The 24,971-nt window shown below is 71.1% G+C and carries 29 protein-coding genes and 1 pseudogene; 16 read left to right on the forward strand and 14 right to left on the reverse strand.

Annotation, left to right across the window (positions count from 1 at the left end; translation table 11 throughout):
* Nucleotides 1-18 precede the first annotated feature (18 nt).
* Nucleotides 19-750 carry an ABC transporter ATP-binding protein gene (locus EV376_RS21515; protein ID WP_130325956.1) on the forward strand — a complete coding sequence of 244 codons (732 nt, stop codon included), beginning with the start codon at nt 19-21 and terminating at the stop codon, nt 748-750.
* Nucleotides 747-1,511: an ABC transporter permease gene (locus EV376_RS21520; RefSeq protein ID WP_130325958.1), complete on the forward strand. Its 765-nt coding sequence runs from the start codon at nt 747-749 to the stop codon at nt 1,509-1,511. Before EV376_RS21515 ends, EV376_RS21520 begins: the two co-directional genes overlap by 4 nt.
* A 51-nt stretch (nt 1,512-1,562) precedes the next feature.
* Here the strand turns inward: EV376_RS21520 and EV376_RS21525 are convergent, their stop codons facing one another.
* On the reverse strand, nt 1,563-2,252 hold the full coding sequence (locus EV376_RS21525; RefSeq protein WP_130325960.1) for an alpha/beta fold hydrolase: 690 nt from the start codon (nt 2,250-2,252) through the stop codon (nt 1,563-1,565).
* A 306-nt stretch (nt 2,253-2,558) separates the two neighbouring features.
* Between EV376_RS21525 and EV376_RS21530 the strand changes: the two genes are divergently transcribed.
* Nucleotides 2,559-2,927, forward strand: coding sequence for a YciI family protein (locus EV376_RS21530; RefSeq protein WP_130325962.1), 369 nt, complete (start codon nt 2,559-2,561; stop codon nt 2,925-2,927).
* 136 nt (nt 2,928-3,063) lie between these two features.
* Here EV376_RS21530 and EV376_RS21535 read toward each other — a convergent pair whose 3' ends face one another.
* Complete coding sequence (locus EV376_RS21535) at nt 3,064-3,669, reverse strand: YdeI/OmpD-associated family protein (RefSeq protein ID WP_130325964.1); 606 nt, start codon at nt 3,667-3,669, stop codon at nt 3,064-3,066.
* 77 nt (nt 3,670-3,746) lie between these two features.
* Here EV376_RS21535 and EV376_RS21540 point away from each other — a divergent pair, with 77 nt between their 5' ends.
* A complete protein-coding gene (locus EV376_RS21540) occupies nt 3,747-4,088 on the forward strand; it encodes a hypothetical protein (RefSeq protein WP_130325966.1) in 342 nt (113 codons plus the stop codon).
* A 39-nt stretch (nt 4,089-4,127) separates the two neighbouring features.
* On the opposite strand, the gene EV376_RS21545 is transcribed toward EV376_RS21540, so the two are convergent.
* The gene (locus EV376_RS21545; protein WP_130325968.1) at nt 4,128-4,862 is read right to left on the reverse strand and encodes a VOC family protein; all 735 of its coding nucleotides are present in this window, start codon (nt 4,860-4,862) and stop codon (nt 4,128-4,130) included.
* A gap of 72 nt (nt 4,863-4,934) precedes the next feature.
* Between EV376_RS21545 and EV376_RS21550 the strand changes: the two genes are divergently transcribed.
* The 5 genes from EV376_RS21550 to EV376_RS21570 all read left to right on the forward strand — a co-directional run bounded on the left by EV376_RS21550 (nt 4,935) and on the right by EV376_RS21570 (nt 8,670).
* Nucleotides 4,935-5,549, forward strand: coding sequence for a putative immunity protein (locus EV376_RS21550; RefSeq protein ID WP_207228252.1), 615 nt, complete (start codon nt 4,935-4,937; stop codon nt 5,547-5,549).
* Entirely contained in the window at nt 5,546-6,061 is a 516-nt protein-coding gene (locus EV376_RS21555) for a putative immunity protein (protein WP_130325970.1), read from the forward strand. The genes EV376_RS21550 and EV376_RS21555 overlap by 4 nt, the downstream gene beginning before the upstream one ends.
* Nucleotides 6,062-6,128: 67 nt before the next feature.
* Nucleotides 6,129-6,764: a hypothetical protein gene (locus EV376_RS21560; protein WP_207228254.1), complete on the forward strand. Its 636-nt coding sequence runs from the start codon at nt 6,129-6,131 to the stop codon at nt 6,762-6,764.
* A gap of 254 nt (nt 6,765-7,018) precedes the next feature.
* Complete coding sequence (locus EV376_RS21565; protein WP_207228256.1) at nt 7,019-7,759, forward strand: DUF2071 domain-containing protein; 741 nt, start codon at nt 7,019-7,021, stop codon at nt 7,757-7,759.
* Complete coding sequence (locus tag EV376_RS21570; RefSeq protein ID WP_130325974.1) at nt 7,756-8,670, forward strand: TIGR01777 family oxidoreductase; 915 nt, start codon at nt 7,756-7,758, stop codon at nt 8,668-8,670. Before EV376_RS21565 ends, EV376_RS21570 begins: the two co-directional genes overlap by 4 nt.
* A gap of 110 nt (nt 8,671-8,780) precedes the next feature.
* Here EV376_RS21570 and EV376_RS21575 read toward each other — a convergent pair whose 3' ends face one another.
* The 3 genes from EV376_RS21575 to EV376_RS21585 all read right to left on the reverse strand — a co-directional run bounded on the left by EV376_RS21575 (nt 8,781) and on the right by EV376_RS21585 (nt 10,146).
* Complete coding sequence (locus EV376_RS21575; RefSeq protein ID WP_130325976.1) at nt 8,781-8,975, reverse strand: DUF397 domain-containing protein; 195 nt, start codon at nt 8,973-8,975, stop codon at nt 8,781-8,783.
* 221 nt (nt 8,976-9,196) lie between these two features.
* Nucleotides 9,197-9,388, reverse strand: a complete 192-nt coding sequence (locus tag EV376_RS21580; RefSeq protein ID WP_130325978.1) for a DUF397 domain-containing protein — start codon at nt 9,386-9,388, stop codon at nt 9,197-9,199.
* Entirely contained in the window at nt 9,379-10,146 is a 768-nt protein-coding gene (locus tag EV376_RS21585; RefSeq protein ID WP_130325980.1) for a Scr1 family TA system antitoxin-like transcriptional regulator, read from the reverse strand. The genes EV376_RS21580 and EV376_RS21585 overlap by 10 nt, the downstream gene beginning before the upstream one ends.
* Before the next feature lie 206 nt (nt 10,147-10,352).
* Between EV376_RS21585 and EV376_RS21590 the strand changes: the two genes are divergently transcribed.
* Together EV376_RS21590 and EV376_RS21595 are read left to right on the forward strand one after the other, a co-directional pair.
* The gene (locus tag EV376_RS21590) at nt 10,353-10,589 is read left to right on the forward strand and encodes a hypothetical protein (protein ID WP_130325982.1); all 237 of its coding nucleotides are present in this window, start codon (nt 10,353-10,355) and stop codon (nt 10,587-10,589) included.
* Nucleotides 10,586-10,837, forward strand: a complete 252-nt coding sequence (locus EV376_RS21595; protein WP_130325984.1) for a flavin reductase — start codon at nt 10,586-10,588, stop codon at nt 10,835-10,837. Before EV376_RS21590 ends, EV376_RS21595 begins: the two co-directional genes overlap by 4 nt.
* Here the strand turns inward: EV376_RS21595 and EV376_RS21600 are convergent.
* On the reverse strand, nt 10,821-11,711 hold the full coding sequence (locus tag EV376_RS21600; protein ID WP_130325986.1) for a bile acid:sodium symporter family protein: 891 nt from the start codon (nt 11,709-11,711) through the stop codon (nt 10,821-10,823). The two genes, EV376_RS21595 and EV376_RS21600, sit on opposite strands and share 17 nt — an antisense overlap.
* 167 nt (nt 11,712-11,878) lie before the next feature.
* Here EV376_RS21600 and EV376_RS21605 point away from each other — a divergent pair, with 167 nt between their 5' ends.
* The 4 genes and pseudogenes from EV376_RS21605 to EV376_RS30995 all read left to right on the forward strand — a co-directional run bounded on the left by EV376_RS21605 (nt 11,879) and on the right by EV376_RS30995 (nt 15,368).
* Complete coding sequence (locus tag EV376_RS21605; RefSeq protein ID WP_130325988.1) at nt 11,879-13,222, forward strand: glycoside hydrolase family 18 protein; 1,344 nt, start codon at nt 11,879-11,881, stop codon at nt 13,220-13,222.
* 41 nt (nt 13,223-13,263) lie between these two features.
* Entirely contained in the window at nt 13,264-14,256 is a 993-nt protein-coding gene (locus EV376_RS21610) for a cellulose binding domain-containing protein (protein ID WP_130325990.1), read from the forward strand.
* A gap of 61 nt (nt 14,257-14,317) precedes the next feature.
* A pseudogene (locus tag EV376_RS30990) lies at nt 14,318-14,662 on the forward strand (alcohol dehydrogenase catalytic domain-containing protein); the annotation flags it as partial.
* A gap of 205 nt (nt 14,663-14,867) precedes the next feature.
* Nucleotides 14,868-15,368, forward strand: coding sequence for a zinc-binding dehydrogenase (locus EV376_RS30995; protein WP_486482913.1), 501 nt, complete (start codon nt 14,868-14,870; stop codon nt 15,366-15,368).
* Nucleotides 15,369-15,381: 13 nt separating this feature from the next.
* Here EV376_RS30995 and EV376_RS21620 read toward each other — a convergent pair whose 3' ends face one another.
* The 7 genes from EV376_RS21620 to EV376_RS21650 form a co-directional block, all read right to left on the reverse strand.
* On the reverse strand, nt 15,382-17,517 hold the full coding sequence (locus tag EV376_RS21620; protein ID WP_130325992.1) for an alpha-glucuronidase: 2,136 nt from the start codon (nt 17,515-17,517) through the stop codon (nt 15,382-15,384).
* On the reverse strand, nt 17,514-17,810 hold the full coding sequence (locus EV376_RS21625) for an alpha-amylase family protein (RefSeq protein ID WP_486482746.1): 297 nt from the start codon (nt 17,808-17,810) through the stop codon (nt 17,514-17,516). Before EV376_RS21625 ends, EV376_RS21620 begins: the two co-directional genes overlap by 4 nt.
* Before the next feature lie 40 nt (nt 17,811-17,850).
* Nucleotides 17,851-18,546 carry a DUF624 domain-containing protein gene (locus tag EV376_RS21630; protein WP_130325994.1) on the reverse strand — a complete coding sequence of 232 codons (696 nt, stop codon included), beginning with the start codon at nt 18,544-18,546 and terminating at the stop codon, nt 17,851-17,853.
* A complete protein-coding gene (locus EV376_RS21635) occupies nt 18,543-20,069 on the reverse strand; it encodes a GH39 family glycosyl hydrolase (RefSeq protein ID WP_130325996.1) in 1,527 nt (508 codons plus the stop codon). Before EV376_RS21635 ends, EV376_RS21630 begins: the two co-directional genes overlap by 4 nt.
* A gap of 82 nt (nt 20,070-20,151) precedes the next feature.
* Nucleotides 20,152-21,768 carry an ABC transporter substrate-binding protein gene (locus EV376_RS21640; protein WP_486482747.1) on the reverse strand — a complete coding sequence of 539 codons (1,617 nt, stop codon included), beginning with the start codon at nt 21,766-21,768 and terminating at the stop codon, nt 20,152-20,154.
* Between the two features lie 64 nt (nt 21,769-21,832).
* Nucleotides 21,833-22,765 (reverse strand): carbohydrate ABC transporter permease, encoded by a 933-nt coding sequence (locus EV376_RS21645; protein ID WP_486482748.1) that lies wholly within the window; start codon nt 22,763-22,765, stop codon nt 21,833-21,835.
* The gene (locus EV376_RS21650; protein WP_486482749.1) at nt 22,762-23,769 is read right to left on the reverse strand and encodes an ABC transporter permease; all 1,008 of its coding nucleotides are present in this window, start codon (nt 23,767-23,769) and stop codon (nt 22,762-22,764) included. Before EV376_RS21650 ends, EV376_RS21645 begins: the two co-directional genes overlap by 4 nt.
* A 172-nt stretch (nt 23,770-23,941) precedes the next feature.
* Here EV376_RS21650 and EV376_RS21655 point away from each other — a divergent pair, with 172 nt between their 5' ends.
* Nucleotides 23,942-24,970 carry a LacI family DNA-binding transcriptional regulator gene (locus EV376_RS21655; RefSeq protein ID WP_130326000.1) on the forward strand — a complete coding sequence of 343 codons (1,029 nt, stop codon included), beginning with the start codon at nt 23,942-23,944 and terminating at the stop codon, nt 24,968-24,970.
* The last annotated feature ends 1 nt before the right edge of the window (nt 24,971 follow it).

The following is a 24,971-nucleotide window of genomic DNA, read 5'->3' on the forward strand; positions in this document are numbered from 1 at the left end:
AACACCGAGCATCGAGGCATGAACCAACCTGCCATCGAGGTCGAACACCTGCACAAACGGTACGGCGCGGTCGTCGCGGTGGAGGACGTCAGCCTCCAGGTGGCGGCCGGCGAGGCGCTCGGCCTGGTCGGGGTCAACGGCGCCGGAAAGACGACGACCATCGAGATGATCGCCGACCTGCGTACCCCGGACCGGGGGCGGATCCGGGTGCTCGGCCTCGACCCGCGCCGGGACCGCGCGGCCCTGCGCCAGGTGCTCGGTGTGCAGTTGCAGCAGGCCTTCCTGCACCACGCCCTGACCGTCGCCGAACTCGTCGGCCTGTACCGGACCTTCTACCCGAATCCCCGGCCCGCCGCCGAGTTGCTCGACCTGGTGGATCTGGGCCGGCACGCCCGGACCCGCTTCGAGAAGCTCTCCGGTGGCCAGCAGCAGCGCCTCTCCATCGCGCTGGCCCTGGTCGGCCGCCCCCGCGTGGTGATCCTCGACGAGCTGACGACGGGACTCGACCCGCGGGCCCGGCGGCGGGTGTGGAAGGGCATCGAGGAGCTGCGCGACGAGACCGTGGTCCTGGTGAGCCACGCGATGGACGAGGTCGAGCGGCTCTGCGACCGGGTCGCCCTCATCGACCGCGGCCGGATCGTCGCCCTGGACACCCCGGCCGGGCTGATCGCCCGGGCCGGCACCGCGAACCTGGAGGAGGCCTTCGTCGCCCTCACCGGCAGGGAACTCGTGAAGGAGGACGCCGAATGATCGAGGTGACCGCACGCCGCCCCGGCCCGGCGGCCTGGCTCACGCTGATCCGCTGCGAGGCGAAGATGGTCGTCCGGGACACCGCCGGCCTGGTCGTGCCGATCGGCCTGCCGCTGCTGATCATGGTCATGAACGCCTCGGCGGCCAGCGACGAGGCGGCCGTCAACGGTCGCTCGGGGCTGGACGTCTACGTGCTTCCGCTGGTCTTCACGATCGTCCTCGCCTCGATCGGCATCATCAACATGCCGAGCTTCCTGGCGTACTACCGCCGCTCCGGGCTGTTGCGCCGGCTCGCGGTCACCCCGGCCTCACCGGCGATGGTGCTGGTGGCGCAGATGGTGGTCAGCCTGGTCCAGGCCGTCGTCGGCATCGGCCTGGCGTACGCCGTCGCCGTGCTCGCCTTCGGGGCGCGCCCGCCGGTGCACGTCGGGGTCGCGCTCGGCGTCGTCGCGCTCGCGGTCGCCGCGATGTACGGGCTGGGCCTGGTCGTCGCCTCGGTGGCGCCCACACCGAACTCCGCCGTCGCGATCGGTCTGATCGCCTTCTTCGCGTTCGGGGCGGTCGGTGGGATGTTCGGCGGCACCGCCGCCCTGCCGGACCCGCTGGAGCGGGCCGCCTCGTGGCTGCCGTTCGGCGCGACCGTCGAGGCGCTCTCCGCCGCCTGGGCCGGGACGTCCGTCGACACCGCGAACCTGGTGGGCCTCGGGGGCACGGCCGTCGTCGGCGCGGTGGTGGCCATTGCCCTGTTCCGCTGGGAGTAGGAGCCCCGGCCTCGGTGACAGTCGGTCGAGGCAACCGCCGGCGGGCGTCGATCAGTCGCTGAGGAATTCCGTCAGGGCCGTGAGGTACTCGTCGGGACGTGTCTCGTGAACGAGGTGGCCGGCAGCGATCGTCGTCAGCCGGGCATCGGCCAGGCGGTCGGCGAGTTCGGCGAGGTGCTCCTGGGGGATGGGGCTCGCTGCCCCGCCCCCGATGAGCAGCGTGGGTGCCGTGATCCGGGCGACGATGTCGGCCCATCCCGGATCCGGGTTGTCGATCTCGGGCCGGACCTGCTCCACCAGCTGCCAGTCGAACGGCAGGTCCCCCGGGGGCCGGTCGGGAAGTCCCGGCGGTCGGGGGTGCGGGAACCCGATGTCCTCGAGCACGAGTCTGCGGACGCGTGCCCGCCGCCCGGCGGCGACCCGACAGGCCACCAGACCACCGAGGGAGTGGCCGACCAGGTCCACCGGGCCGATGTCCAGCCGGTCCAGAACGCCGATCACGTCCTGCGCGAACAGGTGGACGCGGTATGTGCCGGGCCAGTCGCTGGCACCGTGGCCGCGCAGGTCGACGGCGTACACCGTGCGTTGAGCACGAAGGCCCGAGGCGACCACGTCCCAGTCGCCTGCGGTCTTGCCGGTGGCAGGAAGCAGCACGGCGGGTGGCCTGCCCTCGTCGACGGCATGCCACACCCGCAGGGAGAGGTGGAGATCCCCGACCGCGACGTCCATCAGCTCCGGCACGCGCCGAGCTTCACCCGCCGTCGCCTCCGGTTCAAGACATTTCGCCCTGGGCAGACCCCATCCGCATCCGGCAGGTCCACGCACCGGCTGCTCAGCCCGGTGCCTGATCGCGGCAGCCGACGTGGCACTATTCGTGGCCGCTGGCGGCGGTGATGTCCCCCGCGAACACGGGCGACTGGACGCCCGCCGGCCGTGCGGCGGAGATCCCGTGAAAATTTTCTGGCACAGCGTCGGATCCGGGGCGGGTCGTTCGTGGAACAGGCGGGAGGCGGCCCGACGAGGCCGCCGGGACAAGGGAGTCATGGGATGACGCCTTATCTGATCTCGTTCAACGACGGCGCGATGGACCACATCCCCGCTGAGGACTGGCCCGACGTGGGCAAGGCCGCGCACGCGGTGATGCAGGAGGCCGTGGACGCCGGCGTGCTCGTGTTCGGCGCCGGACTCGAACGCCAGCAAGCGAGCGTCGTGGCCACGGACGGGATGGTCACCGATGGTCCCTACCCGGAGACCAAGGAGGTCATCGGCGGGTTCGTGGTCGTCGACGTGGCCTCACGGGAGGAGGCGCTGACGTGGGCTGCCAAGATCGCCGCCTCTTGCCGCTGCGCGCAGGAGGTTCGCGAACTCATGCCCGATCCCGAAACCGACGAGATGCTCCGTCGGGCCGGCCGGTGACCCGGGTCTGCGCCTCGACGTGGACCAGGACGCCGTGACGGTGACCCGGGGATCGGGCGCGGAGCTGGCTGCGCCCAATCCCCGGGCCTGGCCGGCTCCCCGGAACCATGAGCGCAGCTGATCGCGAAGATGCCGGTTACGGCATATTCGAAGGCCTGGCCTTCTGCGGGTGGATCGTCTCCTGACGGGCCAGCATGGCGACGAACTCGTCGATCTTCCGCTCGCGGGTCTGCGCCCGTTTGACGGCATTGACGCGGTAGATGAGAGCGAACCGGTTGGTCTTGGTGAGCACGTCGAACATGGCCTGGGCGGCGGGGTCGGCGGCGATGGCGGCGAGCAGGTCGGCCGGCACCTCAGCTTCCGACGGCGGGGCGTAGGCGGCCGCCCACCGCCCGTCCGCCTTCGCGGCATCCACCGCGGCGCGTCCCGCGGGCGTCATTCGCCCCTGCGCCTCCAGCCGGGCCACATGGGCGATGTTGCGTTGCGACCAGGAACTGCGGGGTCGGCGTGGGGTGAACCGGATCCAGGAGCTTTCCTGATCCCGCTTACGCGCCTGCCCGTCGATCCAGCCGAAACAGAGGGCCTCGTCGACCGCCTGCTGCCAGGTCAGCGTCGTGACGGTGCCGCCCTTCCTGGTCAGGGCCAGCCAGACACCGGGCGACGCGGCGTGGTTGGCCGACAACCACGCGCGCAGCGCCTCGGCGTCCGCGACGATCAACTCATCCAGTTCGGCGCTCCCCATGTCGGCAGGCTAACTGGGCATCGTGGTCGTCTGCTCGACCGGATCGGGAACGCCCGCCCCTGCCGTACCTCGCCTTCGTGCTGCGCCCGGACCTTCCGCTGGCGATGGTGCTCGCGCTGGTCGCCTCGGTCGGCTTCGCGGCTTCGCTGCCGCTGCAGGAGTGGCTCATCGACCGTTCCCCGCCCGAAACGCACGGGCAGGCGCTCGGTCTGCACCAGAACGGGATGATGACCGGGCAGGCGGTCTTCGCGGCGCTGGCCGGAGCGATCGCCGACGTGCTGCCGACGCACCGGGCGGTGGCGCTGCTGGCCGGCCTGTCGCTGGTCACGACGCTGCTGCTCACCCGGGGCCTACGGCACGCGCGACCGGCGTCGCCGCTGGCGGCCGTCGGCGCGCCGGCGGCGCCCGCCGGCCGGTGACTCGGGTACGGCTGGCAGGTCACATCGTCGGCGGTGTCGTCAGCCCGGGGTGAGGAGGCAGAACTCGTTGCCTTCCGGGTCGGCCATGACCTTCCACGGGACATCGCCGTCCAGGTCGATGTCGGTGGCGCCGAGCGTCCGCAGTCTGGCCGCCTCGGCCTCGAGGTCGTCACCTGGGTAGGGGCGCAGGTCGAGATGGACGCGGTTCCAGACGGTCTTCGCGTCGGGTGTGCGGAGGAACTGCAGGTACGGGCCGACGCCCTTGGCGGAACGCAGTACCGCGTTGTCGTCGGTCACCGTGTGCAGGGTCCAGTCCGTGGCCTCGCTCCAGAAGCGGGCCATGGCTCGCGGATCCGCGCAGTCGACCACCACCGAGGCGATCGGTCCGGTGTCCCGGACCGGATCGTGCCAGTCCAGCACGCAGAACTCGTTGCCCTCCGGGTCGGCCATGACGGTCCACGGCACGTCGCCCTGGCCCACGTCGACGGGTGTCGCGCCGAGATCCTTCAGGCGCACGATCAGCTCCGCTTGGTGCGCCGCCGAGGTGGTGGCGAGGTCGACGTGCACGCGGTTCTTCACCGTCTTGGGTTCCGGGGAGGCGATGAGGTCGATGCAGACGGCGGTCGGGTCGGGGTAGCCGAAGCCCTCGGGTTCGAGGTTGGTCACGCCCGGTCCCTCGCTGGAGACCTCCCAGCCGAGCACCTCCGCCCAGAAACCGCCCAGTGCGGCGTCGTCCCGAGCCTTCATGTTGATCTGTACCAGCCGCGTTGCCATAGCCGACGATGGTAGCGGCAGCGGGTTCGTGGTAAAGCCTCAACCGAGGGTTCAACGATACGATTCATGGACATGGCAACGAGCACGCGCACCGTATCCGGAGACTTCGACCTGACGATGGACGAGCTGCGCGTCGTGGCCCGCTACGTGGTCCTGCATGCGGAGGACGTGCTGCCGGTCTTCGAGCGGGCCGTTTCCGATGATCCGCGCCCGCGCGCGGCCATCGACGCGGCCTGGGCGTTCATCAACGGCGCCAGCAGGACCAAACTCCAGCGCGTCACGTCCCTCGATGCTCATCGTGCCGCCCGGTCCGCCCCCTCCGAGGCCTCGCGCCTGGCCGCGCGATCCGCCGGCGACGCCGCATCGGCCGCGTACCTGCACCCCATTGCCAAGGCCAGCCAGGTCGGCCACATCCTGCGAGCCTCCGCGAGCGCGGCGCGCATCGCGGAGATCGAGGCCGGCGGTGACGCCGCGCTCGGGGACGCCCTGCTGGGACGGTCGCGGCAGCGTGCGACTCCGGTACTCATCGACGTACTCAGCCGCTATCCGCTGGCTGAAAGCGGCCGCGATCGTGTCGCCCAGCTGATGAGCACACTGGACCGTTCCCTGCGACCGGCGGCTGACCGGTCACCGGGGCACACTGCGCCGAGTTGCGCCGACCCGCACAGGAGGGAGCGCACGTCATGATCCTCCCGAAGGTCCGGGACCCTCGCTTCGTGACGATCCGGCGTGGGGGGACGCTCACTGATGCCGATCACCGTCTCCTTGCTCTCTGGGCTGCCTCGTGCGCGGAGCACGTCCTTGACCTCTTCGAGTCGGCCCAGCCTGGGGACCCGCGGCCACGCCGCGCGATCGGGCATGCCCGGGCCTGGGCCCGTGGCGAGGTCAAGATGATGCAGGCTCGCGCGGCGGGCGGCCATGCGATGGGAGCGGCAAGAGACCTGCGGGGTGCCGCCCGGTACGCCGCGTACGCCGCCGGCCAGGCCGCGGTCGTCGCCCACGTGGCCGCACACGAGCTGGGCGCCGCCGCGTACGCGATCAAGGCCGTACGTGCGGCGGCACCGGAGGGTCTGAGCGAGGCCGCGGGGCGGCTGGAGTGCGAGTGGCAGCGCGATCAGCTCCCGGAGGCGATCCGCGAGCTCGTGCTTGATGACCAGAGGCTGCGCAACGACATCTGCTGGTCGGTGTTTCACTGTTGACGCCAGGCCTTGCCCGAGCGGCAACGTGGCCCGAGCCGGGAAGCACGCTCCTGAGAACATGGGCGGCGTGGCTGGATTCGGTTACAAGACATCATGGCTGGCTGTCCGAGACCGGACCACCGGCGAGGTCGCCGACGCGCTCGGTCTGCACGACCGGGAGGTCCTCGACTGGGCCAACGGCACCGACCGGGCCTACGAGCACGGCGTGTACGTCGCCGCGCCGCTGTCAGGCTGGACTCTTGCTCACAGCCGACGGCACTTGCCGACGGGTTCCGACGCGGCGGAGCCGTCTTTCCCCGACTGGCTCAGGATGCTGAGTCGGCAGTTGGGCGAGGTGCAGTACTTCGCCAACGAACGGGTTCCGGACAATCACGCGTGGGCCCGGGCCGTGAATGGTCAGCTGTTGCGCGCCTACTGCTTCCTCGGGGAGCGCGGTGAGGTAACGCTGTTCGTCGGTGCCCCGACAGCCGACGAGATTGAATTGGGCATCGGCATTCGGGGTATGGAGCCTGGGTGGGAACACTGGTCGGACGATGAGTGGACCGCCTGGTACGAGACGACACCGTCCGAGTCCGACGTGATGGCGATGGCCGGTCGCTGGAGCATCGATCCGAGCGCCATCGACGACACCACCATGACTGCCCCTGGCATCTACGGGCTACCGCCCGCGGTCTCCAGCACCCCCGGTGACAGTCCGGGTTGAAGGCCCGGCGTCCCGCTCGGGGGCTCTCACCGGCTAGAGCCGGCACGGCTGATCATGTTCCGGAGGCCGGTTACGCGGCGAGCAGACAGCTCCGGTCGAGGTTTTTGTTGAGCGTTTGCTCAAAGGATCGTATGCTCAGCTTTGAGCATCTGCTCAACCTGCGGCAGGCGCGTTCTGTCCCGCGCAGGTGCTACTTCGGCAGGCCATCGGCGCGTCCCGACAAGGAAGGCGGACGTATGAGAGCCCCTCGAGTGATGAGCGTCGTCCAGCGCCGCCTGTTGGTGAACTACCGCACCGAACCCGAGGTCACCGCACGCCTGCTGCCCGCCCCGCTGCGACCGCAGGTCGTCAACGGGTGGGCCGTGTCAGGCATCTGCCTGATCCGGTTGAGCGGCGTGCGTCTGCCATCCGTGTCCACACCGTTCGGCCTGCGCAGCGAAAATGGCGCACACCGGATCGCGGTCGAGTGGGACACACCCGATGGCGTCACAACGGGCGTCTACATCCCGCGCCGTGACACCGGCTCCCGGCTCAACTCCTGGGTCGGCGGCAGGCTCTTCCCAGGACGGCACCACCTCAGCCGCTTCGACGTAACAGAGAGCGCGGACGAGCTGCGGATCGCCTTCGCCAACCCGGGCGATGGGGTACGCGTCGGCGTCCACGCCCGTGTTGCGGCCGACCTGTCGGGCAGCCGCCTCTTCCGCGACGTCGACCAGGCCTCGGAGTTTTTCCGGCGCGGTGTCATCGGCTTCTCGACCACTCCCGACCCGGGCCACCTCGACGGCGTGGAGCTGCTGACTCGTGGCTGGCGGGTCACGCCCGTGGAGCTGACTTCAGTGCAGTCCACGTTCTTCGACGATCCGGCCCGATTCCCTCCGGGATCCGCGGTACCCGACTGCGGGCTGCTGATGCGCAATGTCCCAGCCACTTGGAACCCGCTGCCGCCAATGGCGGTGCGGTCCAGCGGCGGCCCGGTCACCACCCGCAGCCGATGAAGGTCGTCATTGCCGGCGGTTCCGGGGCGCTCGGGCAACGGATCGCACGCGACCTCATCGCTCGGGGCGACGACGTGGTGGTACTGAGTCGTTCGGCTACTCGGGTCCCGTGGGGCCGGCAGGTGCACTGGGACGGCCGAACCGTCGGCGCCTGGGCATCTGAACTGGCCGACGCCGTGTTGGTGAACCTCTGCGGTGAGCTGGTGTTCCGGCGGCCGACCCCGGCCAGCATCGCGCTGCTGACACGTTCCCGGACGGAACCTACCCGGGCGCTTGCCCGCGCCTGCGCCGATCTGAACCGGCCGTTACCAGTGCTGCTACAGATGAGCACGCTGGCGATCTACGGCGACGCCGGCGAAGCGGTGCTCGACGAGTCCGCCCCGCCCGCCGACGATCCACCACAGATGGCCGGTGTAGCGCGGGCTTGGGAGCACGCGGCGGCGGAGATCACAGCGGCGCGCAAGGTCACGCTGCGGACCGGCATCGTGTTCGACCGCAACACCCCGGCTTTCGATCGGCTGACCGGACTCGTGCGATGGGGTCTCGGTGGCCGGATGGGCAGCGGCCGACAGTGGATCAGTTGGTTGCACATCCACGACCTGTGTGCGATCGTGCGCCACTGTCTGGACGATCCCATGCTGTCCGGCATTGTGCACGCAACCTCCCCCAGCCCCGTCCGCAACACCGATCTCATGGTCACGCTCCGCCGGACGATGGGTTGTGCCGCCGGTGTTCCCACCCCTGAACCGCTGGTCCGGGTCGGATCGGTATTCATGCGCGCCGACCCGCTGCTGGTATTGACCGGCCGTCGGTGCGTCCCGAAGCGCCTACGCGATGCCGGCTTCGAGTTCGCTTATCCAGAGTTGGAACCCGCGGTCGCCGACCTAGTCAACGGAGCAGCCCGCCGATGACCCCTCCCTGAGTCGCTCGCGCTCAGCGGGTAGCCGAGGTTTCAGGGCTCGTGTCCGGCAGTTGTGACGAAGCGCCCCTGACCGGGACGGCCGCTCTCGGATGCGTGCGGTCAGCCGCGCCCGGCGACCTGGGTGACGAAGGCCCGCCACGCGGCCGGTGAGAAGACCAGCGCCGGCCCGGCCGGATCCTTCGAGTCCCGGACACCCACAACGTCAGGAAGGTTGCCGGCGACCTCGACGCAGTTGCCGCCGTTGCCGCCGCTCTTCGTGCTCTTGCGCCACTGCGCGCCAGTCAGATCACCCATGATCCTGCCTCTGGAAGTCGTTGGTGTGGCGACGCGGAAGTGCCATCGCAGAGTATCCCAGCTGACCCACAACGCAGCGGTGTCGCTCGTCGGCTAGCCGGCTGCCTATCCAGCCAGACGGCGACATCACCGACGTCCGCAGCGTGCTCACCCGCGACGGAGGGGCGGCCCACGACGAAGCGCCCGTCTCCGGTTGGGCGGGCGCTCTCGGACAGGTGCGGTCAGTCTTGTCGGGCAACCTGGGTGACGAACGCCCGCCAGGCGGCCGGGGAGAAGACCAGCGCCGGCCCGGCCGGATCCTTCGAGTCCCGGACACCCACGACACCGGGAAGATTGCCGGCGACCTCGACACACGCCCCGCCGTTGTTTCCGCTCTTCGTGCTCTTGCGCCACCGGGCGCCGGTCAGGTCCATGATCTTGCCGCTTCCCTGAGCAGGTCTAGGGACTGCGACCGCGAGAGAGCCTCCCCGCGGATGCGTTCCCATCGTCGACTCAGCGTAGCAATCTCCGCCGCGCTCTCGATTATCTGTGCCTGGGCCTGGCCGTCCACGTGCGCGACCGTTGCCCCGCTGTCCTGCTCGGCAAGTATGAACGGTCCGCCCAGCCCGGAGTACATACCGACAGACGCCGGTACGAGATGAACGTAGACCATCGGTAGCTCCGCGCAGGCGGCCAGATGTGCGCACTGCTCGCGCATCAGCTCCCGGCCGCCGTACGCGTGCCGGCGGAGGACCAGTTCGTCTATCACCGCGATCAGCATCGGGGCGTTGTTGCGACGAAGCACCGACTGACGCTGAAGTCGCGCCGAGACGAGCTGGTCGACCTCATCAGCGGTCAGCTTCTCACCGGCCAGCGTCGCGCGTGCGTACGCCTCAGTCTGTAGTAGGCCCGGGACCCACGCCAGCTCGAACCAGCGCAGTGACACCGCCTCGCGTTCGATGTCGGCCCAGGGGCGGAACCAAGCCGGTTCTCGGCGCTCCAGAACGTCCGGCCAAAGTTCCGCGACCTCGCGGCCCAGGATCGCAGCGACCCGAGCGCGGTGCCGCGTCTGCGGGATCCGTCCGTGGCTTGCCCACTTCGCCGCAGTCTTCGGATCGACGCCTATCTGAGCTGCAAGGCTGTCGGCGGTCTCACCAGCTTCGGCCATCGCCGCGACGACTGCCTGGTTCATCCTCGATCCTTCCCAGAGATGGTCTGGAACGTTCTGAACGTCGAAGAGAAATACTCCTACGCGGTGCAGTCGGCCCACAACTCTCGGCAGGGTGCTTTGTAGACGGCACGGTCGGTGGAGGCGACCCGAAGGCCCGGCGGCCCGTGCCAGTCACGGGGCCGCCCCGGCCGGGGCGGCCCCCTCCAACCGCGAATGGAGGTCTCGCCGTGCAGCTCGCGCCGAACGTCACGATCCGCGTCCCCGACCACGCCTACCGGTTCGGCACCGGAACCCTGACGTTGACCGTCACCGAGGTCGTCCGCAGCGCGGTCGTCGACGAGACGGTCTGGGTCCAGTTGAAGGGCCACGAGATCCGCCCGGACTGGTCGGTCGCGCCCCGGGAGCGGTACGCCGCCGTCCGGCTCGACGCCGTGACCCTGGTGCAACCGGCGCGGGTGGTATGAGCCGGCGTCGCGTCGAGCACGTCCCCTCCCGGCCGACCTGGCGGTGCCGGGCGTGCGGCATCGCTTGGCCGTGCTCGGCGGCGAAGCTCCGCCTCCTGGCCGAGTACCGGAACGACCGGGTCGCGTTGACGGTCTACCTGGCGACGCTCCAGGCCGAGGCCGCCGGGCAACTCGCCGAACTGGATCCGGGCACCCCGCCCGCGGACCTGGCCGCCCGCTTCCTCGCCTGGGCTACGCCTCGCCGCTGACCGGCTCGGCCGCACGTACGCCCACCCGGGTCACCAGGAAGCCGAAGGCCGCCGCGGTGAAGAACATGACGATGCCGTACACCGCTGCGGGGACCGCCATGCGGGTGTTGTCGAGCAGCGCCGGGCTGAGCGCGATGGTGATGGCGAGGGTGCTGTTGTGGATGCCGATCTCGAACCCGGACGCGGTCGCGGCGCTCCGGTCGACCCCGGCGAGGCGGGGCACCCCGTAGCCGATCGCGAGGCTGAGCACGTTGAACGCCAGCACCGCCAGGCCGACCGAGACGAAGTAGTCGGCGATGTTCTCCCGCTCGCCGAGCACCGCGCCGGCGATCACCGCGACGAGCACCACGACGGACAGCATCCGGACCGGCCGGTCGAGCCGCTCGGCGACCCGGGGCACCCGGGCGCGGACCAGCATGCCGATCGCGACCGGGACGAGCACGATGGCGAACACCTGCAGCACCTTGTCGAACTGGAGGCCGATGCTCCGCCCGTCGGCCAGGAAGTACGCCGCCGACAGGTTGACCACGATCGGCAGGGTGAACACGGCGAGGACCGAGTTGATGGCGGTCAGCGTGATGTTCAGGGCGACGTGACCGCCGAACAGGTGACTGTAGAGGTTGGCGGTGGTACCGCCGGGGGACGCGGCCAGCAGCATCATGCCGACGGCCAGTTCGGGCGGCAGGTCGAACGCCAGGACCAGACCGAAGCAGAGGGCCGGCAGCACCAGCACCTGGCAGGCCAGCGCGATGACCGCCGACCTGGGGTGCCGGGCCACCCGACGGAAGTCGTCGGCGGTCAGTCCGAGACCCAGGCCGAGCATGATGATGCCGAGCGCGATGGGCAGTCCGATCAGGGTCAGCGCTGAGTCCATGGCACGACATGGTCACGAACCAGAAACCTCCTCGCAATCGTCCGTACGGTCGGCCGGTGGCCCGGACCGGGCCGGGTGCGCTCTTGACCATCGGATTGCGATCGGCTTAGCTTCATCAATCAGATAGGTGTCTTAACTAATTCGCTCCGCCCCGCCTGGGAGTGCCGATGCGACCATTCCGTCCTCGCCGCCTCACCGCTCTCGTCGCCCTCGCGGCGATGCTGGTCGCCGCCGCGCCACCGGCCGCCGCCAGCGCCCACGACCACGCGAAGCGCCGAGCCGGCTACCACAAGGTCGGCTACTTCACCCAGTGGGGCATCTACGGCCGGGCCTTCCCGGTCAGGAAGCTCGACACCTCGGGCGCGGCGAGCCGCCTCACCCACGTCAACTACGCCTTCGGCAACGTCAGCGAGGACGGCCGCTGCTACGTGGACGGTGGGCCGGGCGAGGGTGACGCGTGGGCCGACTACCAGCGCCCCGTGCCGGCGGAGGAGAGCGTCGACGGTGTCGCCGACGCCTGGGGCGAACCGCTCAACGGCAACTTCGGCCAGTTGGCCAAGCTCAAGGCCAAGCATCCCGGCCTGAAGGTGATGATCTCGCTGGGTGGCTGGAGCTGGTCGACGTACTTCTCCAACGCGGCCCGCACCGACGCCTCCCGCAAGGCCTTCGTCGCCTCCTGCATCGACCTCTACCTCAGGGGCGACCTGCCGGTGCTGGACGGTGGCAGCGGCGGGCCGGGCGCGGCGGCCGGCGTCTTCGACGGCATCGACCTCGACTGGGAGTGGCCGAACTGGCCCGGCGAGCCGGGCAACGTCATCCGCCCGGAGGACCGGGAGAACTTCACCAAGCTGCTCGCCGAGTTCCGCCGGCAGCTCGACGCGTACGGCCGGCAGACCCGCCGGCACTACCAGCTGACCGCGTTCCTGCCGGCCAACCCGGCGACGATGGACGCCGGGTACGAGGGCCGGAAGATCTTCAAGTACCTGGACTTCGCCACCGTGCAGGGCTACGACTTCCACGGCACCTGGGAAGCGGTGACCAACCAGCAGTCGGCGTTGCGGGTGCCGGCGGGGGCGCCGGACAACCCCGACTTCTCCGTCGAGGTGGCGATCGACGGCTGGATCACCCGCGGCGCGCCGCGCGACAAGCTGGTCCTCGGCATCCCCTACTACGGCCAGGGCTGGACCGGCGTGACCGGCGGCGGGAACGGCCTGTTCCAGCCCGCGACCGGGCCGGCGCCCGGCACCTTCGCCGCCGGCAACGAGGACTACAAGCAGCTCAAGACCCTGCCGAGCAAGGGCTTCGCCGTCCACCGCGACCTCCGCGCCGGGCACGCCTGGCTGTTCGACGGTACGACGTTCTGGACGTACGACGATCCGGCGGTCGTGCTGCAGAAGACGCTGTACATCCGGCGGGCCGGCCTGGCCGGGGCGATGGTCTGGTCGCTGGACGGCGACGACGACAACGCCACCTTGACGAAGACGATCAGTCTCGGTCTCACCACCTGGTAGCCGATTGTCCATTACATAGAGGCTGGTTAATGTAATCGGCCATGACGGACGTGACACCCCGCAGTCTGCGGGTGGTGGCTCTGGCCGCGGCGGCGTTCCTCGCCGTCGCGGCCGTCGTTCTCCCGCCCGCGCCCGCCCACGCAGCGGTCGCGGACTTCGACACGGAGAGCGCGTGGTCGACCGGCTACGTGGGCAAGGTGACCGTCCGCAACGACGAGGCGGTCCCGATGACCGGGTGGCGGGTCGAGTTCGACCTGCCCGCCGGGACCAGCATCGTCAGCCACTGGAGCGCCGCCCTGACCCGCACGGGCACCCGGCACGTCTTCACCAACCTGCCGTGGAACGGCACGCTCGCCCCGGGCGCCTCGACCAGCTTCGGCTGGGTCGCCTCCGGCACCGGCACCCCGGTCGGCTGCCGGGTCAACGACATGCCCTGCGCCGGCGGCGACGGCGGCGCCCTGGACGTCAGCCCGCCCACCGTTCCGGCCAACCCGCGCACCAGCGCCGGAAGCCAGACCCTCACCCTGCTGTGGGACGCCGCCACCGACGACCGGGGTGTGACCGGGTACGAGATCTTCGCCAACGGCACCCGGATCGCCACCACCACCGGGACCAGCCACACGATGCCGATCCCCCCGCCGATGATCTTCACGTTCGGCATCCGGGCCCTGGACGCCGCCGGCAACTCGTCCCCGTTCGCCATCATCAAGCTCGGCTCGATCCCGGACGCCGAGCCCCCGGGCGCGCCGACCGGCCTGCGACTCACCGGCCCGCAGGACGGCCACTACCGGCTCACCTGGGAGCCGTCGCGGGACAACGTCTTCGTCGCCGGCTACGAGGTGCGGCAGACCGGCACCGTGTCCGGCGTGATCCTGGTCGGCGACACCTTCGCCTACGGCGTCTCGCGCGGGTACGGCACCTACCTGTTCCAGGTGCGGGCGTTCGACAGCTCGGGCAACTTCTCCGCGCCGGCGTCCATCGGCATCGCCGTCGACCCCCCGCCACCCAGCCCGACCCCGTCCCCCGTCCCCTGAGCAGCGCCGGAAGCGGGACCCGTGCCGGGCGGCCGGGCCGGGACATGTGAGGATGCGGCACATGCGTGCCGTGATCTTCGACGAGTTCGGCGTCCGACCGGAGGTCCGGGAGGTACCGGACCCCGCGCCCCCGGCCGAGGGGGTGGTCGTCCGGGTCGAGGCGACCGGCCTGTGCCGCAGCGACTGGCACGGCTGGCAGGGACACGACCCGGACATCCGCCCGCCGCACGTGCCCGGGCACGAGTTCGCGGGTGTGGTCACGGCGGTGGGCGCCGGCGTGCAGGGCTGGCGGCCCGGTGACCGGGTCACCGCGCCCTTCGTCTGCGCCTGCGGGCGGTGCCCGTCCTGCCTCGCTGGTGACCAGCAGATCTGCGAGCGGCAGACGCAGCCGGGCTTCACCCACTGGGGCTCCTTCGCCGAGTACGTCGTGGTCCACCACGCCGACGTCAACCTGGTCCGGCTCCCGGACGACCTCGACCACCCGACCGCGGCGGCGCTGGGCTGCCGGTTCGCCACGGCGTTCCGGGCGGTGGTCGACCAGGGCCGGGTCGCCGCGGGCGAGTGGGTGGCGGTGCACGGCTGCGGCGGGGTCGGCCTCCCTGTCGGCGGTGATGATCGCCGTGGCCTGCGGTGCGCGGGTGGTGGCCGTGGACGTCTCCCCCGGCGCGCTGGAGCTGGCCCGCGCCTGTGGGGCGGCCGTCTGCCTGGACGGCGCCGCCCTCGCCGGAGCGGGCGAGGTGGCCGCCGCCGTGCGGGAGGCGACCGGCGGCGGCGCCCACCTGTCCCTGGACGCCCTGGGCAGCCACGCCACCTGCGCCGCCTCCATCGAGGGTCTGCGCCGGCGCGGCCGGCACGTGCAGGTCGGCCTCCTCCCCGCCGCCCAGGGCCGCCCGGCCCTGCCGATGGACCTGGTGATCGCCTACGAGCTGGAGCTGCGCGGCAGCCACGGCATGGCGGCGCACGCCTACCCGGAGCTGCTCGGGCTGATCGACGCCGGTGTGCTGCGCCCCGGCGAGCTGATCACACGCACCATCGGCCTCGACGACGCACCCGAGGCGCTGGCCGCGATGGGCCGGCCGGCCACCGGCGGGATGACCGTCATCCGGCCGTGAGCCGCCGGGCGGGTCAGTGGATCCGGCGACCGTGCGCGTCGGGCACGCCGGACTTCCGGAAGAAGTAGGTGTTGACCTGGTCGCGCCACTCGGTGGCGCTGCGCAGCTGCTCGTCCAGCAGACCGGCCACCCGGTCGTGCAGGGCCCGGTCGAGCACCCCGGCGAGGCGGTCCCACCGCCGACGCATCCAGCGCACCTGCTCGACGCCGTCGAAGTGAGTGTCGTAGATGTGCTGGATGACGCTGGTCCCGCTGTGCAGGAGGTGCCCGTACGGGACGTGGTGGAAGAAGAGCAGCAGCTCGTCGGGGCACCGGTCGAGCGCCTCGTACACCGCCGACCAGGGCTCGGGGTACTGGCCGGTGAAGCCGGTGCCGGTCGCGCGGGTGCGGTCCACGCCGACGCCGTCGCGGTCGGCGAAGTGGTACGTGCCCCACCGGCTGTACTCGTAGCCGTCGACGTCGGGGCCGTAGTGGGTGCCGGGGCGGACCATGAAACCGACGCCCAGGGGGGCGGTGTACCGCTCGTAGGTGCGCCAGGAGTCGCCCATCAGCGCGTGCAGGGTCTCCCGGACCAGCGCCGGATCGGCGGTGGTCGACGGCGGGAACGTCAGGTCGATCCACTCGTCGAGGACCGCCCGGGGATCGAGCCGCGGGTCCCAGGCCAGCCGGCCGAACGCGTACAGGTTGGCCTGGGCCAGGGGGTGGCCGGTCCAGTACCAGTCGGCGCCCACGTTGGACACCGCGGCCAAGCCGCCGTCGCGTCCGGGGTGCCGGCCGTCCGGGGCGGGTCGGCCGGCGGCCACCTCGGCGACGGTCGGCCCGCCCGGGCCCCACGGCCGGAAGCCGAGCACCTCGCTCCAGCAGGGGCCCAGGTAGCAGACGTGCCGCTGCTGGCCGGTGTACTCCTGGGTCACCTGTAGCTCCACGGCCAGCCGGGTGGCCGGCATGGCCGCGATGACCGGGGAGACCGGTTCGCGGGCCTGGAAGTCCATCGGCCCGTACTTGACCTGGAGGACGACGTTGTCGTGGAACCGCCCGTCGAGCGGCGCGAAATGGTCGTACGCGGCGCGGGCCCGGTCGGTGGACCGGTCCCGCCAGTCCTGTCGGTGGTTGTAGACGAACGCCCGCCAGTGCACCACTCCCCGGTGCGGGGCGAGCGCGGCGGCCAGCAGGTTCGCCCCGTCGGCGTGGTCCCGCCCGTACGTGAACGGGCCGGGCTGCCCCTCGGAGTCGGCCTTGACCAGGTAGCCGCCGAAGTCCGGGATGCGCTCGTACACCGTCCGGGTGGTGGCGGCCCACCAGTCCCGCACCTTCTCGTCGAGCGGGTCGGCGGTCGGCAGGCCGCCGACGACCACGGGGGCGGCGAAGGTGACCGACAGGTGCACCCGCACGCCGTACGGGCGCAGCACGTCGGCGATCTCGGCCACGTCGCCGAGCCGGTCGGTCAGCAGCCGCGCCTCGGTGGCGTGCACGTTGACGTTGTTCACCGAGATCGAGTTGATGCCGGCGGCGGCCAGCAGGCGTGCGTACGCCCGCAGCCGGTCGAGGTCGCGGCGCGGCCGGCCGTCCCGCCAGAAGATCGAGCCACCGGCGTAGCCCCGCTCCACCTGCCCCAGCACCGGGTGCACGGCCACGTTGTCCCAGTGGTCGAGCATCCGCCGGCGCAGCGCCGGCCGGTGCGACTCGGCCGGGCGGCCGGCATCGAAGGCCGCCGCGCCGAGCCGGACCAGGTGGAACAGCCCGTGCAGCAGACCCGGCGGCGCGTCGGCCAGGACCACCGTGACGTCGCCGGCGCGGGCCAGCAGGAACCCCTCGTCGCCCAGCGCGCCGGTGGGCGCCGTCGCCCGGGCCGCCTCGGCGGGCGGCGGCAGGGGTTCCGCGCCGGTCAGTGCGAGCACCAGGTCAACGGCGTCGGGCGGCGGCCCGCCGCCGGCGGCGCCGTCCGGCCCGCCCGTCGTACCGTCCGCCGTGGACGCGGCGCCGGTCCGCCACAGGTGGCCACCGTGGTCGGCGCAGGCCCTGGCCACCTCGCCGAACACGGTGTCGACGAGCGGGCCGTCGCCGTGCACCAGGACCCGCCGGGCGCCGACCGGGCCGAACGCCTCCGGCGGCAGCCAGGCGGGGTGCCAGCGCCCGTCCCCGGCGCTCACCGGTCCTCCCGCAGCGCCACGACGCCGTTCGACAGCCGGCGGAACACCGGCGAGCCGGGACAGGAGTTGTGCCGCTGGCCGAACCGGTGCCGGCGCCCCTCGAAGTCGACCCGGGTTCCCTCGGGATGGGCGCGGGCCAGCCACGGCGGGTGCGCGCCGGTGCCGGTGGCCAGGCAGATGAGCCTGCCGGCGGCGTCGACGAGCCGGTAGTCCTGGTCCCAGACGTCCTCCGGCCGCTGCTCCGGGTTGTGGTCGCCGCCGAAGGGCACCTTCGCGGTCGCCGGCAGGCTCATGCCGCGCCTGCCTCCGTTCCCGACCGCGGGGCTCGCACGCTCACTCCTCACGCTCACGGGTGAACTCCGCCCGGATCGCGGCGATCATCGGCCCGGCGCCGCGGACCAGCGCCAGGACCAGCACCGAGCCGAGCGCGGCGAGCGCCGCCTCCGAGACGACGAGCGTCAGCATCGTCGCCGCGACCAGCAGGCCCGCCGTGCCGGCCGCCACCATCGGGGTACGCAGCACGAAGTACCCGGCCAGCCGCGCCACGTCGCGCAACCGGAACGCGAACAGCGACGTGATGACCAGCGCGTTGGTCCCGACCACGGCCACCCCCGCGCCGACCAGGACCAGCGGCGCCGCCCACCACCCGGGGACCCCGGCCGCCGGCAGGTTGACCAGGTTGACCGCGATGACGGTCAGCCACAGCAGCAGCAGCACCCAGACCAGCAGCGCGCCGCGCAGGTTGAGCCGGTAGCCTCGCCGGAACAGCCGCGCGGGGTGCAGCTCGGTCAGGTCGAGGCGCTGGTGGTGCAGCGCGTACACGGCGGCCGAGAGTGCCGGGCCGAGCGGGACGGCGCAGGCCGCGACCAGCGGCAGGTTGCTCACATGCCGCTCCAGCGCGAACAGCGCGACCAGGCCGGGCGCGGCGCAGACCAGCAGCAGCACCTCCACCACGAGCAGGGTGTAGACCAGCGCGGCCACCCGCGACAGCGGGCCGGCGCCGAACTCGGGTCGGGCGGCGGCCGTCACGCCCGCTCCCCCGGCTCGTGGCCCAGCAGCCGGCGCTCGTCCCACCAGGGCGGCGTCTCGTCGGTCACCGGCGTCACCTCGGCGAGCGTCACCTCGTGCCGGGACAGGTGCAGGTCCAGCTCGACGCGGCCGGCCACGACCGGCAGCGACGCGTGCCGCCGGGCCGGCTCGGCCGCCCGGTGCAGGACGTCGAGCTGGCGGGCGGTCGGGGACGGCGGACGGCCCAGCTCGCACCACGCCCGCCACGCGTTGCCCGCCTCCTCGCTGACCGAGGAGCGCAGCAGGAAGGCGGTCCGCGCGCGCGGGGACACCGGCAGCGCCAGGCGTACGGCGTGCCCGTCGACCGGGTCACGGCCGGTCACGTCGACCGGCGCCCAGGCCAGGATGGTGATCCGCCCGGTGTCGTCGCGGGTGACCAGGTGGTCCGCGCCGCGGGCGAGGACCTGCTCCCCCAGCCGGCTCAGGAAGGCGTACAGGTGGTAGGTGGGCTTGCGGACCTGGCGGTGGGTGAGCAGGCCGAAGCCACCGTGCATCACCGTCGTGGGTATCCCCACCTCCTCGAACACGTCGCAGAACGTCCAGTACGCGAAGGAGTCGACGAGGTCGCCGCCGGCGGCCAGCACCGGGGCGAGGTAGGCGGCGTGGAAGGCGGTGTCGTGGACCGGGTTGTCCGGCCGGTAGGCGGAGTTGAACTCGGTGACGTGCACCGGCAGGTCCGCGAGCGGGGTGCCGGCGAGCTGGCGGCGCGGGCTGGCGAACTGCTCCAGCAGCTTCTCGGCCGGCGCCAGGGTCTGGTGTACGCCGAACGGCACGTGCTGGGCCGGGCCGGAGGTGTAGGCGTGCCGGCTGACGAAGTCGATCGGCACCGACCGGGCGTCGACGTACTCGGCGAACCGGGGCAGCCACTTCTCGTCGGCCCCGGGGGACAGCGCCGGGCCGCCGACCTGGAGCCCGGCGTCCACCTCCTTCACGGCGTGCGCGGTCACCTCGTACAGGCGGTGGTAGGCGTCGGGGTCCGCGTCGCGCCAGAAGGCGGGCAGGTCGGGTTCGTTCCACACCTCGATGGGCCAGCCGCGCACCTCGTCCAGGCCGTACCGGTCGACCAGGTGACCGACGGTGGCCCGGACCAGGTCGGCCCACTCGGGGTACGAGCGGGGTGGGGTGACGTTGCCGCGCCACCAGAACACCGTCTGCTCGCCGCTGGCCAGTCCGGAGGGCATGAAGCCCAGCTCCACGAAGGGGCGGATGCCCAGGTCGAGGTAGGCGTCGACCACCTGGTCGACGTACGTGAAGGTGTACCGGACGTGGCGCTGGCCCCGGTGCTCGTACGGCCGGTGCACGCCGGCGCCGTCGCTGAGCAGCCCGTGCCCGCGGATGTGCCGGAACCCGATCTCCCGCTGGACGAGGGCCAGCGAGTCCTGGTAGTCGCGCCGCAGCGCCAGGTCGAACCGGCCGGTGCCGACGGCGAAGCGCCACGCGTCGGACAGCCGGCCGACGGGGTGCTCCGCAACGGTGATGCGCATCCTCGTCCTCGTGCTCGTGCTGCGATGGGCCGTCGCCGGGGGGCCGGTCCGGTCGCGCCGACACGACCGGACCGGCGGGACCTCAGCCGTGCTTCTCCCGGTAGCGGTCGTGGGCCTTGTTGACCATCTCCATGTAGGCGTCCATGTTCTTGCCCTTCAGCTCGGCCAGGTAGGCGTCCCACTGGGCGAAGTCGCGCTGGCCGAGGGCGAACTGGAGCGTCGCCTGGTACACGTGGTCACGCAGCGGCGTCTCCCACAGCGACACCTGCTCCCGCTCCTCGTCGGTGAACGGGGCCGGCGGCGGCACCACCCGCGCCGGGCGGGCGTTCATCACCGCCTGGAACTGCTGCTCCTCCTCGGAGAAGAAGGCCTGCACCAGTTCGGGGTTGCCGCCGTAGGCGAACACCCCGTTGTAGAAACCGAAGTCCTTCTGCAGGTGCTTGGGCGCGTTCGGGTTGAGGCCGATGACGTTCACGTCGGGGACCAGCTTGGGCTTGCCGGAGGCGTCCTTCACGAAGGTGGTGCCCTCGACGCCCCACTTGGCGAACTCCTGCCCGGCGTCGGAATACCACAGCCAGTCGATGAACTGCATCATGGCGACGAAGTTCTTGCTGTCCCGGGCCTTGGAGGAGATCATCACACCGTTCTCCAGGCGGTCCGCCGGGTTGATCTCACCGGCCGGGCCGATCGGCAGCGGGATCTTCGTGATCCTGGCCTTCGGGTTGGTCTGCGCCAGGTCCGGCCGGTAGTCGTTGACCACGGCCTGGGCATTGGCGCTGATCACGAAGGACTTGCTGTTGGCGAGCTTCTGCCGGGCCTGGTCGTCGGTCTGGGTGAAGCTCTCCGGGTCGAGCAGGCCCTCGCTGACCAGCTTGTTGAGGTACTGGAGCAGCTCCCTGTACCGGTCGGTGGCGCCGGTGTACTCGAACTTCTTCGCCTCGGCGTTCCAGCTGGTGTGCTGGAAGTTCCAGCCGGCGCCCTGCAGCCCGTACGAGAAGGCCAGGAGGTTGAGCAGGTTGCCGGCCGGGTTCGGCTTGCTCCACCGATCCGAGAACGGGAAGGTGTCCGGGTACTTCGCCTTCATCGCCTTGAGGACGGTGTACAGCTCGTCCCAGGTCTTCGGCACCTCCAGACCGAGTTCCTCGAGGATGTCGGTGCGCACCGCCAGCGAGTAGTCGTGCCACGGCTTCTCGTGCACCCCGGGCAGCAGGTAGAACTTGCCGTCGTCCTGCCGGCGCGCGTCGATCTCAGGGTCGAGCTTCCACCGCGTGAGCTTGTCCTTGAGGTTCGGCATCAGGTCGAGGTAGTCGCTGACCGGCAGGATCGCGCCGGATGAGACGTACGCGTTCTCCTGGCCCGGGTACGTCTTCGGGATGATGAACGGGGCGTCGCCCGCGCCGATCAGCAGGCTGCGCTTCTGCTCGTAGTCGCTTGCCGGCACGGCGACCGGCTCGAGCGTGACGTTGGTCCGCGACTTCAGCTCGGACCAGAACAGCCAGTCGTTCTTCAGGGGATAGTTCGAATGGTTGTTGTACAGGATGGAGAAGGACAGCGGTTCGGTGGCCTTGAACTGGGTCCCGACGCCGTACTCGGCCATCGCGCCGACCCGGTTCTCCGACAGGTCCTGCGCTTCGGACGGGTCGTCGCCACAGGCGGTGATGGTGGTTACCGCGAGCAGGGCGGCAGTGGCTGTCGCCACGCGGCGCCACGATCTGCGGAACATGGGGGGTCCTTTCGTGTGGTGGGGGGTGGGGACTCGCTGGCTATCCCTTGACCGCGCCGAGCATCACGCCGCGGACGAAGTACCGCTGGACGAAGGGGTAGACCAGGAGGATGGGCAGGGTGGTGAGCACGATGGTCACGGCCTTGAGGGTCGCCTCGGCCTGGACCTCGTCGGCCTCGGCGATCGCGCCGACGTTCTCCGCGCCGGTGGCCCCGGCGATCAGGTTGCGCAGGTAGACGGTCACCGGCCACAGCTCCTGCCGGTCCATGTACAGGAAGGCGGCGAACCACGAGTTCCAGAAGGCGACGGCGTAGAAGAGCACCATCGTGGCGACGATCGCCTTGGACAGCGGCAGCACGATGCGCAGCAGGATGCCGTACGTGTTCAGCCCGTCGACCGCGGCGGCCTCCTCCAGCTCGCCCGGCAGGCTCTCGAAGAACGCCTTCATCACCAGCAGGTTGAACACGCTGATCGCGTTGGGCACGGCGATGGCCCAGACGGTGTTCTTCATGCCGAGGCTGGTCACCAGCACGTAGTTGGGGATCAGCCCGCCGGTGAAGAACATGGTGAACAGCGCGATGCCGATCAGCGCCCCGCGTCCCTTGAGGTGCTTCTTGGACAGCACGTACGCGTACGAGGTGGTCAGCACGATGGAGATGGCGGTGGCGACGACGGTGTAGACCACCGTGTTGCGGTAGTTGGTCCAGAACAGCGAGTCCGACATCACCAGTTGGTAGGTGTCCGTGTTGAACCCGCGCGGCACCAGGTTGACCTGGCCTGCGATGATGTACCCCTCGTGGCTCAGCGAGCGGGCCAGGATGTTGACGAACGGGTACAGCGTCACGATCACGACGACGATCAGGATGATCGCGTTGACCAGCTGGAACACCCGGTAGCCCCGGGTCGGGCGGATGCCCCGACGGCGGGTACGCGGCCGGTCCTGGACGGCGGGCTCGGCGAGGTCGACGCTCACCACAGGCTCGTCCCCACCGTGCGGCGCGCGATCAGGTTCGCCGACAGGACCAGGATCAGCCCGATGACGGCCTCGAACAGACCGATGGCGGCGGCGTAGCTGAAGTTGCTGGATCCGAAGCCCATCCGGAACAGGTAGGTCGAGAGCACGTCGGCGGTCGGATACGTCAGCGGGTTGTACAGCAGCAGGATCTTCTCGAACCCGACCGCGAGGAAGGCGCCGATGTTGAGGATCAGCAGCGTCACCATGGTCGGCCGGATGCCCGGCAGCGTGACGTGCCAGGTCTGCCGCCACCGGTTGGCTCCGTCGATCCGGGCCGCCTCGTAGAGGTCCTCGTCGATGGTGGTGAGCGCGGCCAGGTAGAGGATGGTGCCCCAGCCGACGGTCTGCCAGACCTCCGACGAGACGTAGATGGTCCGGAACCACTCGGGCCGTTGCAGGAACGGCATCGCCTCGCCGCCGACCGCCCGGACGAGCTGGTTGACCGTGCCGTCCACGGAGACCAGCTGCATGACCATCGCGGCCACGATCACGATCGACAGGAAGTGCGGCAGGTACGACACGGACTGGACGAACTGCCTGAGTCGGCGGGTGCGCACCTCGTTGAGCAGCAGCGCCAGCACGATCGGCAGCGGGAAGCAGAACAGCAGGGTCAGCGCCCCCAGCACCAGGGTGTTGGTGAACACGTGCCAGAAGGTCGGGTCGGTGAGGAACATCCGGAAGTACCGCAGGCCGACCCAGTACTCGCCGAAGATGCTGCCGCCGGGCTGGAAGCGGCGGAAGGCGATGACGTTCCCGAGCATCGGCAGGTAGCGGAAGACGAGGAAGAACAGCAGCGGCAGGACGGCCAGCGAGTAGAGCTGCCAGTCCCGGCGCAGCGCACGTCGCCAGGTGCGGCGCGACGACACCGGCGCGGGGCGCCGGGTCGGCGGTGGCTGGGGGACACGCTCCGGCGCGGCGGCGCCGGTCGCCGCGCCGGTGTCGACGGGTAGACCAGATCTCATGCCACACCCCTCAGCTCCGGACGTGTCCATCCCCTCGGGACCGGCCACGTTCCGAAACTTTTCCGAAATTCGCTCGTCCTTTTTCGGCAACCTAGGGGTACGGTGATGGCGTGTCAAGGGTGTCGATATGACCGGCGTCGATGGATTTCGCGGTCGGTCCCAGGGGCCACGGATGACCGTGCCCGGCCTGCCCGCGACCGCCACCATCGCGACGATCGCCAGCGAGGTCGGCGTCTCGGTGGCGACGGTGTCGAAGGTGCTCAACGGGCACGCCGACGTCGCTCCCCACACCCGGGCCCGGGTCGAGGAGAGCCTCGAACGCCATCAGTACCGGCGCCGGGTCCGGCGGCAACCGGCCGCCGCCGGGCACGTCGACCTCGTCTTCCACGAGATCGACGTCGGGTGGGCGGTGGAGATCCTGCAGGGCGTCGAGAGCGTGACCGCCGCCGCCGGGCTGGGCCTCGCGGTCTCGCAGCTGGGCGGGGCGCACCGTCCGTCCTCCCGGTTCCTCGACGCGCTGCTCGCCCGCCGCCCCCTGGGCGTGCTGCTGGTCCTCTGCCACCCGACCGCCGCGCAACGCCAACGGCTGCGGCGCGAGGGGGTCCCGTTCGTGGTCGTCGACACCGACAGCGCGACGTCGGCGGCCGTGCCGACCGTCGGGTCGAACAACTGGAACGGCGGCCTGCTCGCCACCCGGCACCTGCTGGAGCTGGGGCACCGGCGGATCGCCGTCATCTCCGGCCCCCGCGACGTGCTGTGCAGCCAGGCCCGCACCGCCGGCTTCCGGTCCGCGCACGAGGAGGCCGGGGTCCCGGTGGATCCGACACTGATCCGCTACGGCACCTTCTCCGCCGACGCCGGCCGCCGGCACGGCCTGCACCTGCTGAGTCTCGCCGACCGACCGACCGCGATCTTCGCCGGTTCGGACATGCAGGCCATCGGGGTGCTCCGGGCCGCCCGGCAGCGCGGCCTGCGGGTGCCCGAGGACCTCTCGGTGATCGGGTACGACAACCTCCCGCTCGCCGCCTGGAGCGACCCGGCCCTCACCACCGTCAACCAGCCGCTGCGCGACATGGCCGGGATCGCCGCCCAGATGCTGCTCGACCTGGCCCGGGAGAACGAGCTGCCGACCAGCCGGATCGACCTGGTGACCGAGCTCGTCGTCCGCAACAGCACCGCGCCCCCCGCCCAACCAGCCTGAC

The organism is Micromonospora sp. CNZ295 (assembly GCF_004217535.1).

Excerpts from the sequence above, each read along its gene's own strand:
- EV376_RS21550 (WP_207228252.1), top strand. The coding sequence starts at position 4,935 with ATGGCAACGAGCACGCGCACCGTATCCGGAGACTTCGACCTGACGATG.
- EV376_RS21545 (WP_130325968.1), bottom strand. The coding sequence starts at position 4,862 with ATGGCAACGCGGCTGGTACAGATCAACATGAAGGCTCGGGACGACGCC.
- EV376_RS21575 (WP_130325976.1), bottom strand. The coding sequence starts at position 8,975 with ATGGGTGATCTGACTGGCGCGCAGTGGCGCAAGAGCACGAAGAGCGGC.
- EV376_RS21585 (WP_130325980.1), bottom strand. The coding sequence starts at position 10,146 with ATGAACCAGGCAGTCGTCGCGGCGATGGCCGAAGCTGGTGAGACCGCC.
- EV376_RS21520 (WP_130325958.1), top strand. The coding sequence starts at position 747 with ATGATCGAGGTGACCGCACGCCGCCCCGGCCCGGCGGCCTGGCTCACG.
- EV376_RS21555 (WP_130325970.1), top strand. The coding sequence starts at position 5,546 with ATGATCCTCCCGAAGGTCCGGGACCCTCGCTTCGTGACGATCCGGCGT.
- EV376_RS21515 (WP_130325956.1), top strand. The coding sequence starts at position 19 with ATGAACCAACCTGCCATCGAGGTCGAACACCTGCACAAACGGTACGGC.
- EV376_RS21530 (WP_130325962.1), top strand. The coding sequence starts at position 2,559 with ATGACGCCTTATCTGATCTCGTTCAACGACGGCGCGATGGACCACATC.
- EV376_RS21610 (WP_130325990.1), top strand. The coding sequence starts at position 13,264 with ATGACGGACGTGACACCCCGCAGTCTGCGGGTGGTGGCTCTGGCCGCG.
- EV376_RS21535 (WP_130325964.1), bottom strand. The coding sequence starts at position 3,669 with ATGGGGAGCGCCGAACTGGATGAGTTGATCGTCGCGGACGCCGAGGCG.
- EV376_RS21635 (WP_130325996.1), bottom strand. The coding sequence starts at position 20,069 with ATGCGCATCACCGTTGCGGAGCACCCCGTCGGCCGGCTGTCCGACGCG.
- EV376_RS21580 (WP_130325978.1), bottom strand. The coding sequence starts at position 9,388 with ATGGACCTGACCGGCGCCCGGTGGCGCAAGAGCACGAAGAGCGGAAAC.
- EV376_RS21570 (WP_130325974.1), top strand. The coding sequence starts at position 7,756 with ATGAAGGTCGTCATTGCCGGCGGTTCCGGGGCGCTCGGGCAACGGATC.
- EV376_RS30995 (WP_486482913.1), top strand. The coding sequence starts at position 14,868 with ATGATCGCCGTGGCCTGCGGTGCGCGGGTGGTGGCCGTGGACGTCTCC.
- EV376_RS21600 (WP_130325986.1), bottom strand. The coding sequence starts at position 11,711 with ATGGACTCAGCGCTGACCCTGATCGGACTGCCCATCGCGCTCGGCATC.
- EV376_RS21650 (WP_486482749.1), bottom strand. The coding sequence starts at position 23,769 with ATGAGATCTGGTCTACCCGTCGACACCGGCGCGGCGACCGGCGCCGCC.
- EV376_RS21565 (WP_207228256.1), top strand. The coding sequence starts at position 7,019 with ATGAGCGTCGTCCAGCGCCGCCTGTTGGTGAACTACCGCACCGAACCC.
- EV376_RS21655 (WP_130326000.1), top strand. The coding sequence starts at position 23,942 with ATGACCGTGCCCGGCCTGCCCGCGACCGCCACCATCGCGACGATCGCC.
- EV376_RS21595 (WP_130325984.1), top strand. The coding sequence starts at position 10,586 with ATGAGCCGGCGTCGCGTCGAGCACGTCCCCTCCCGGCCGACCTGGCGG.
- EV376_RS21625 (WP_486482746.1), bottom strand. The coding sequence starts at position 17,810 with ATGAGCCTGCCGGCGACCGCGAAGGTGCCCTTCGGCGGCGACCACAAC.
- EV376_RS21605 (WP_130325988.1), top strand. The coding sequence starts at position 11,879 with ATGCGACCATTCCGTCCTCGCCGCCTCACCGCTCTCGTCGCCCTCGCG.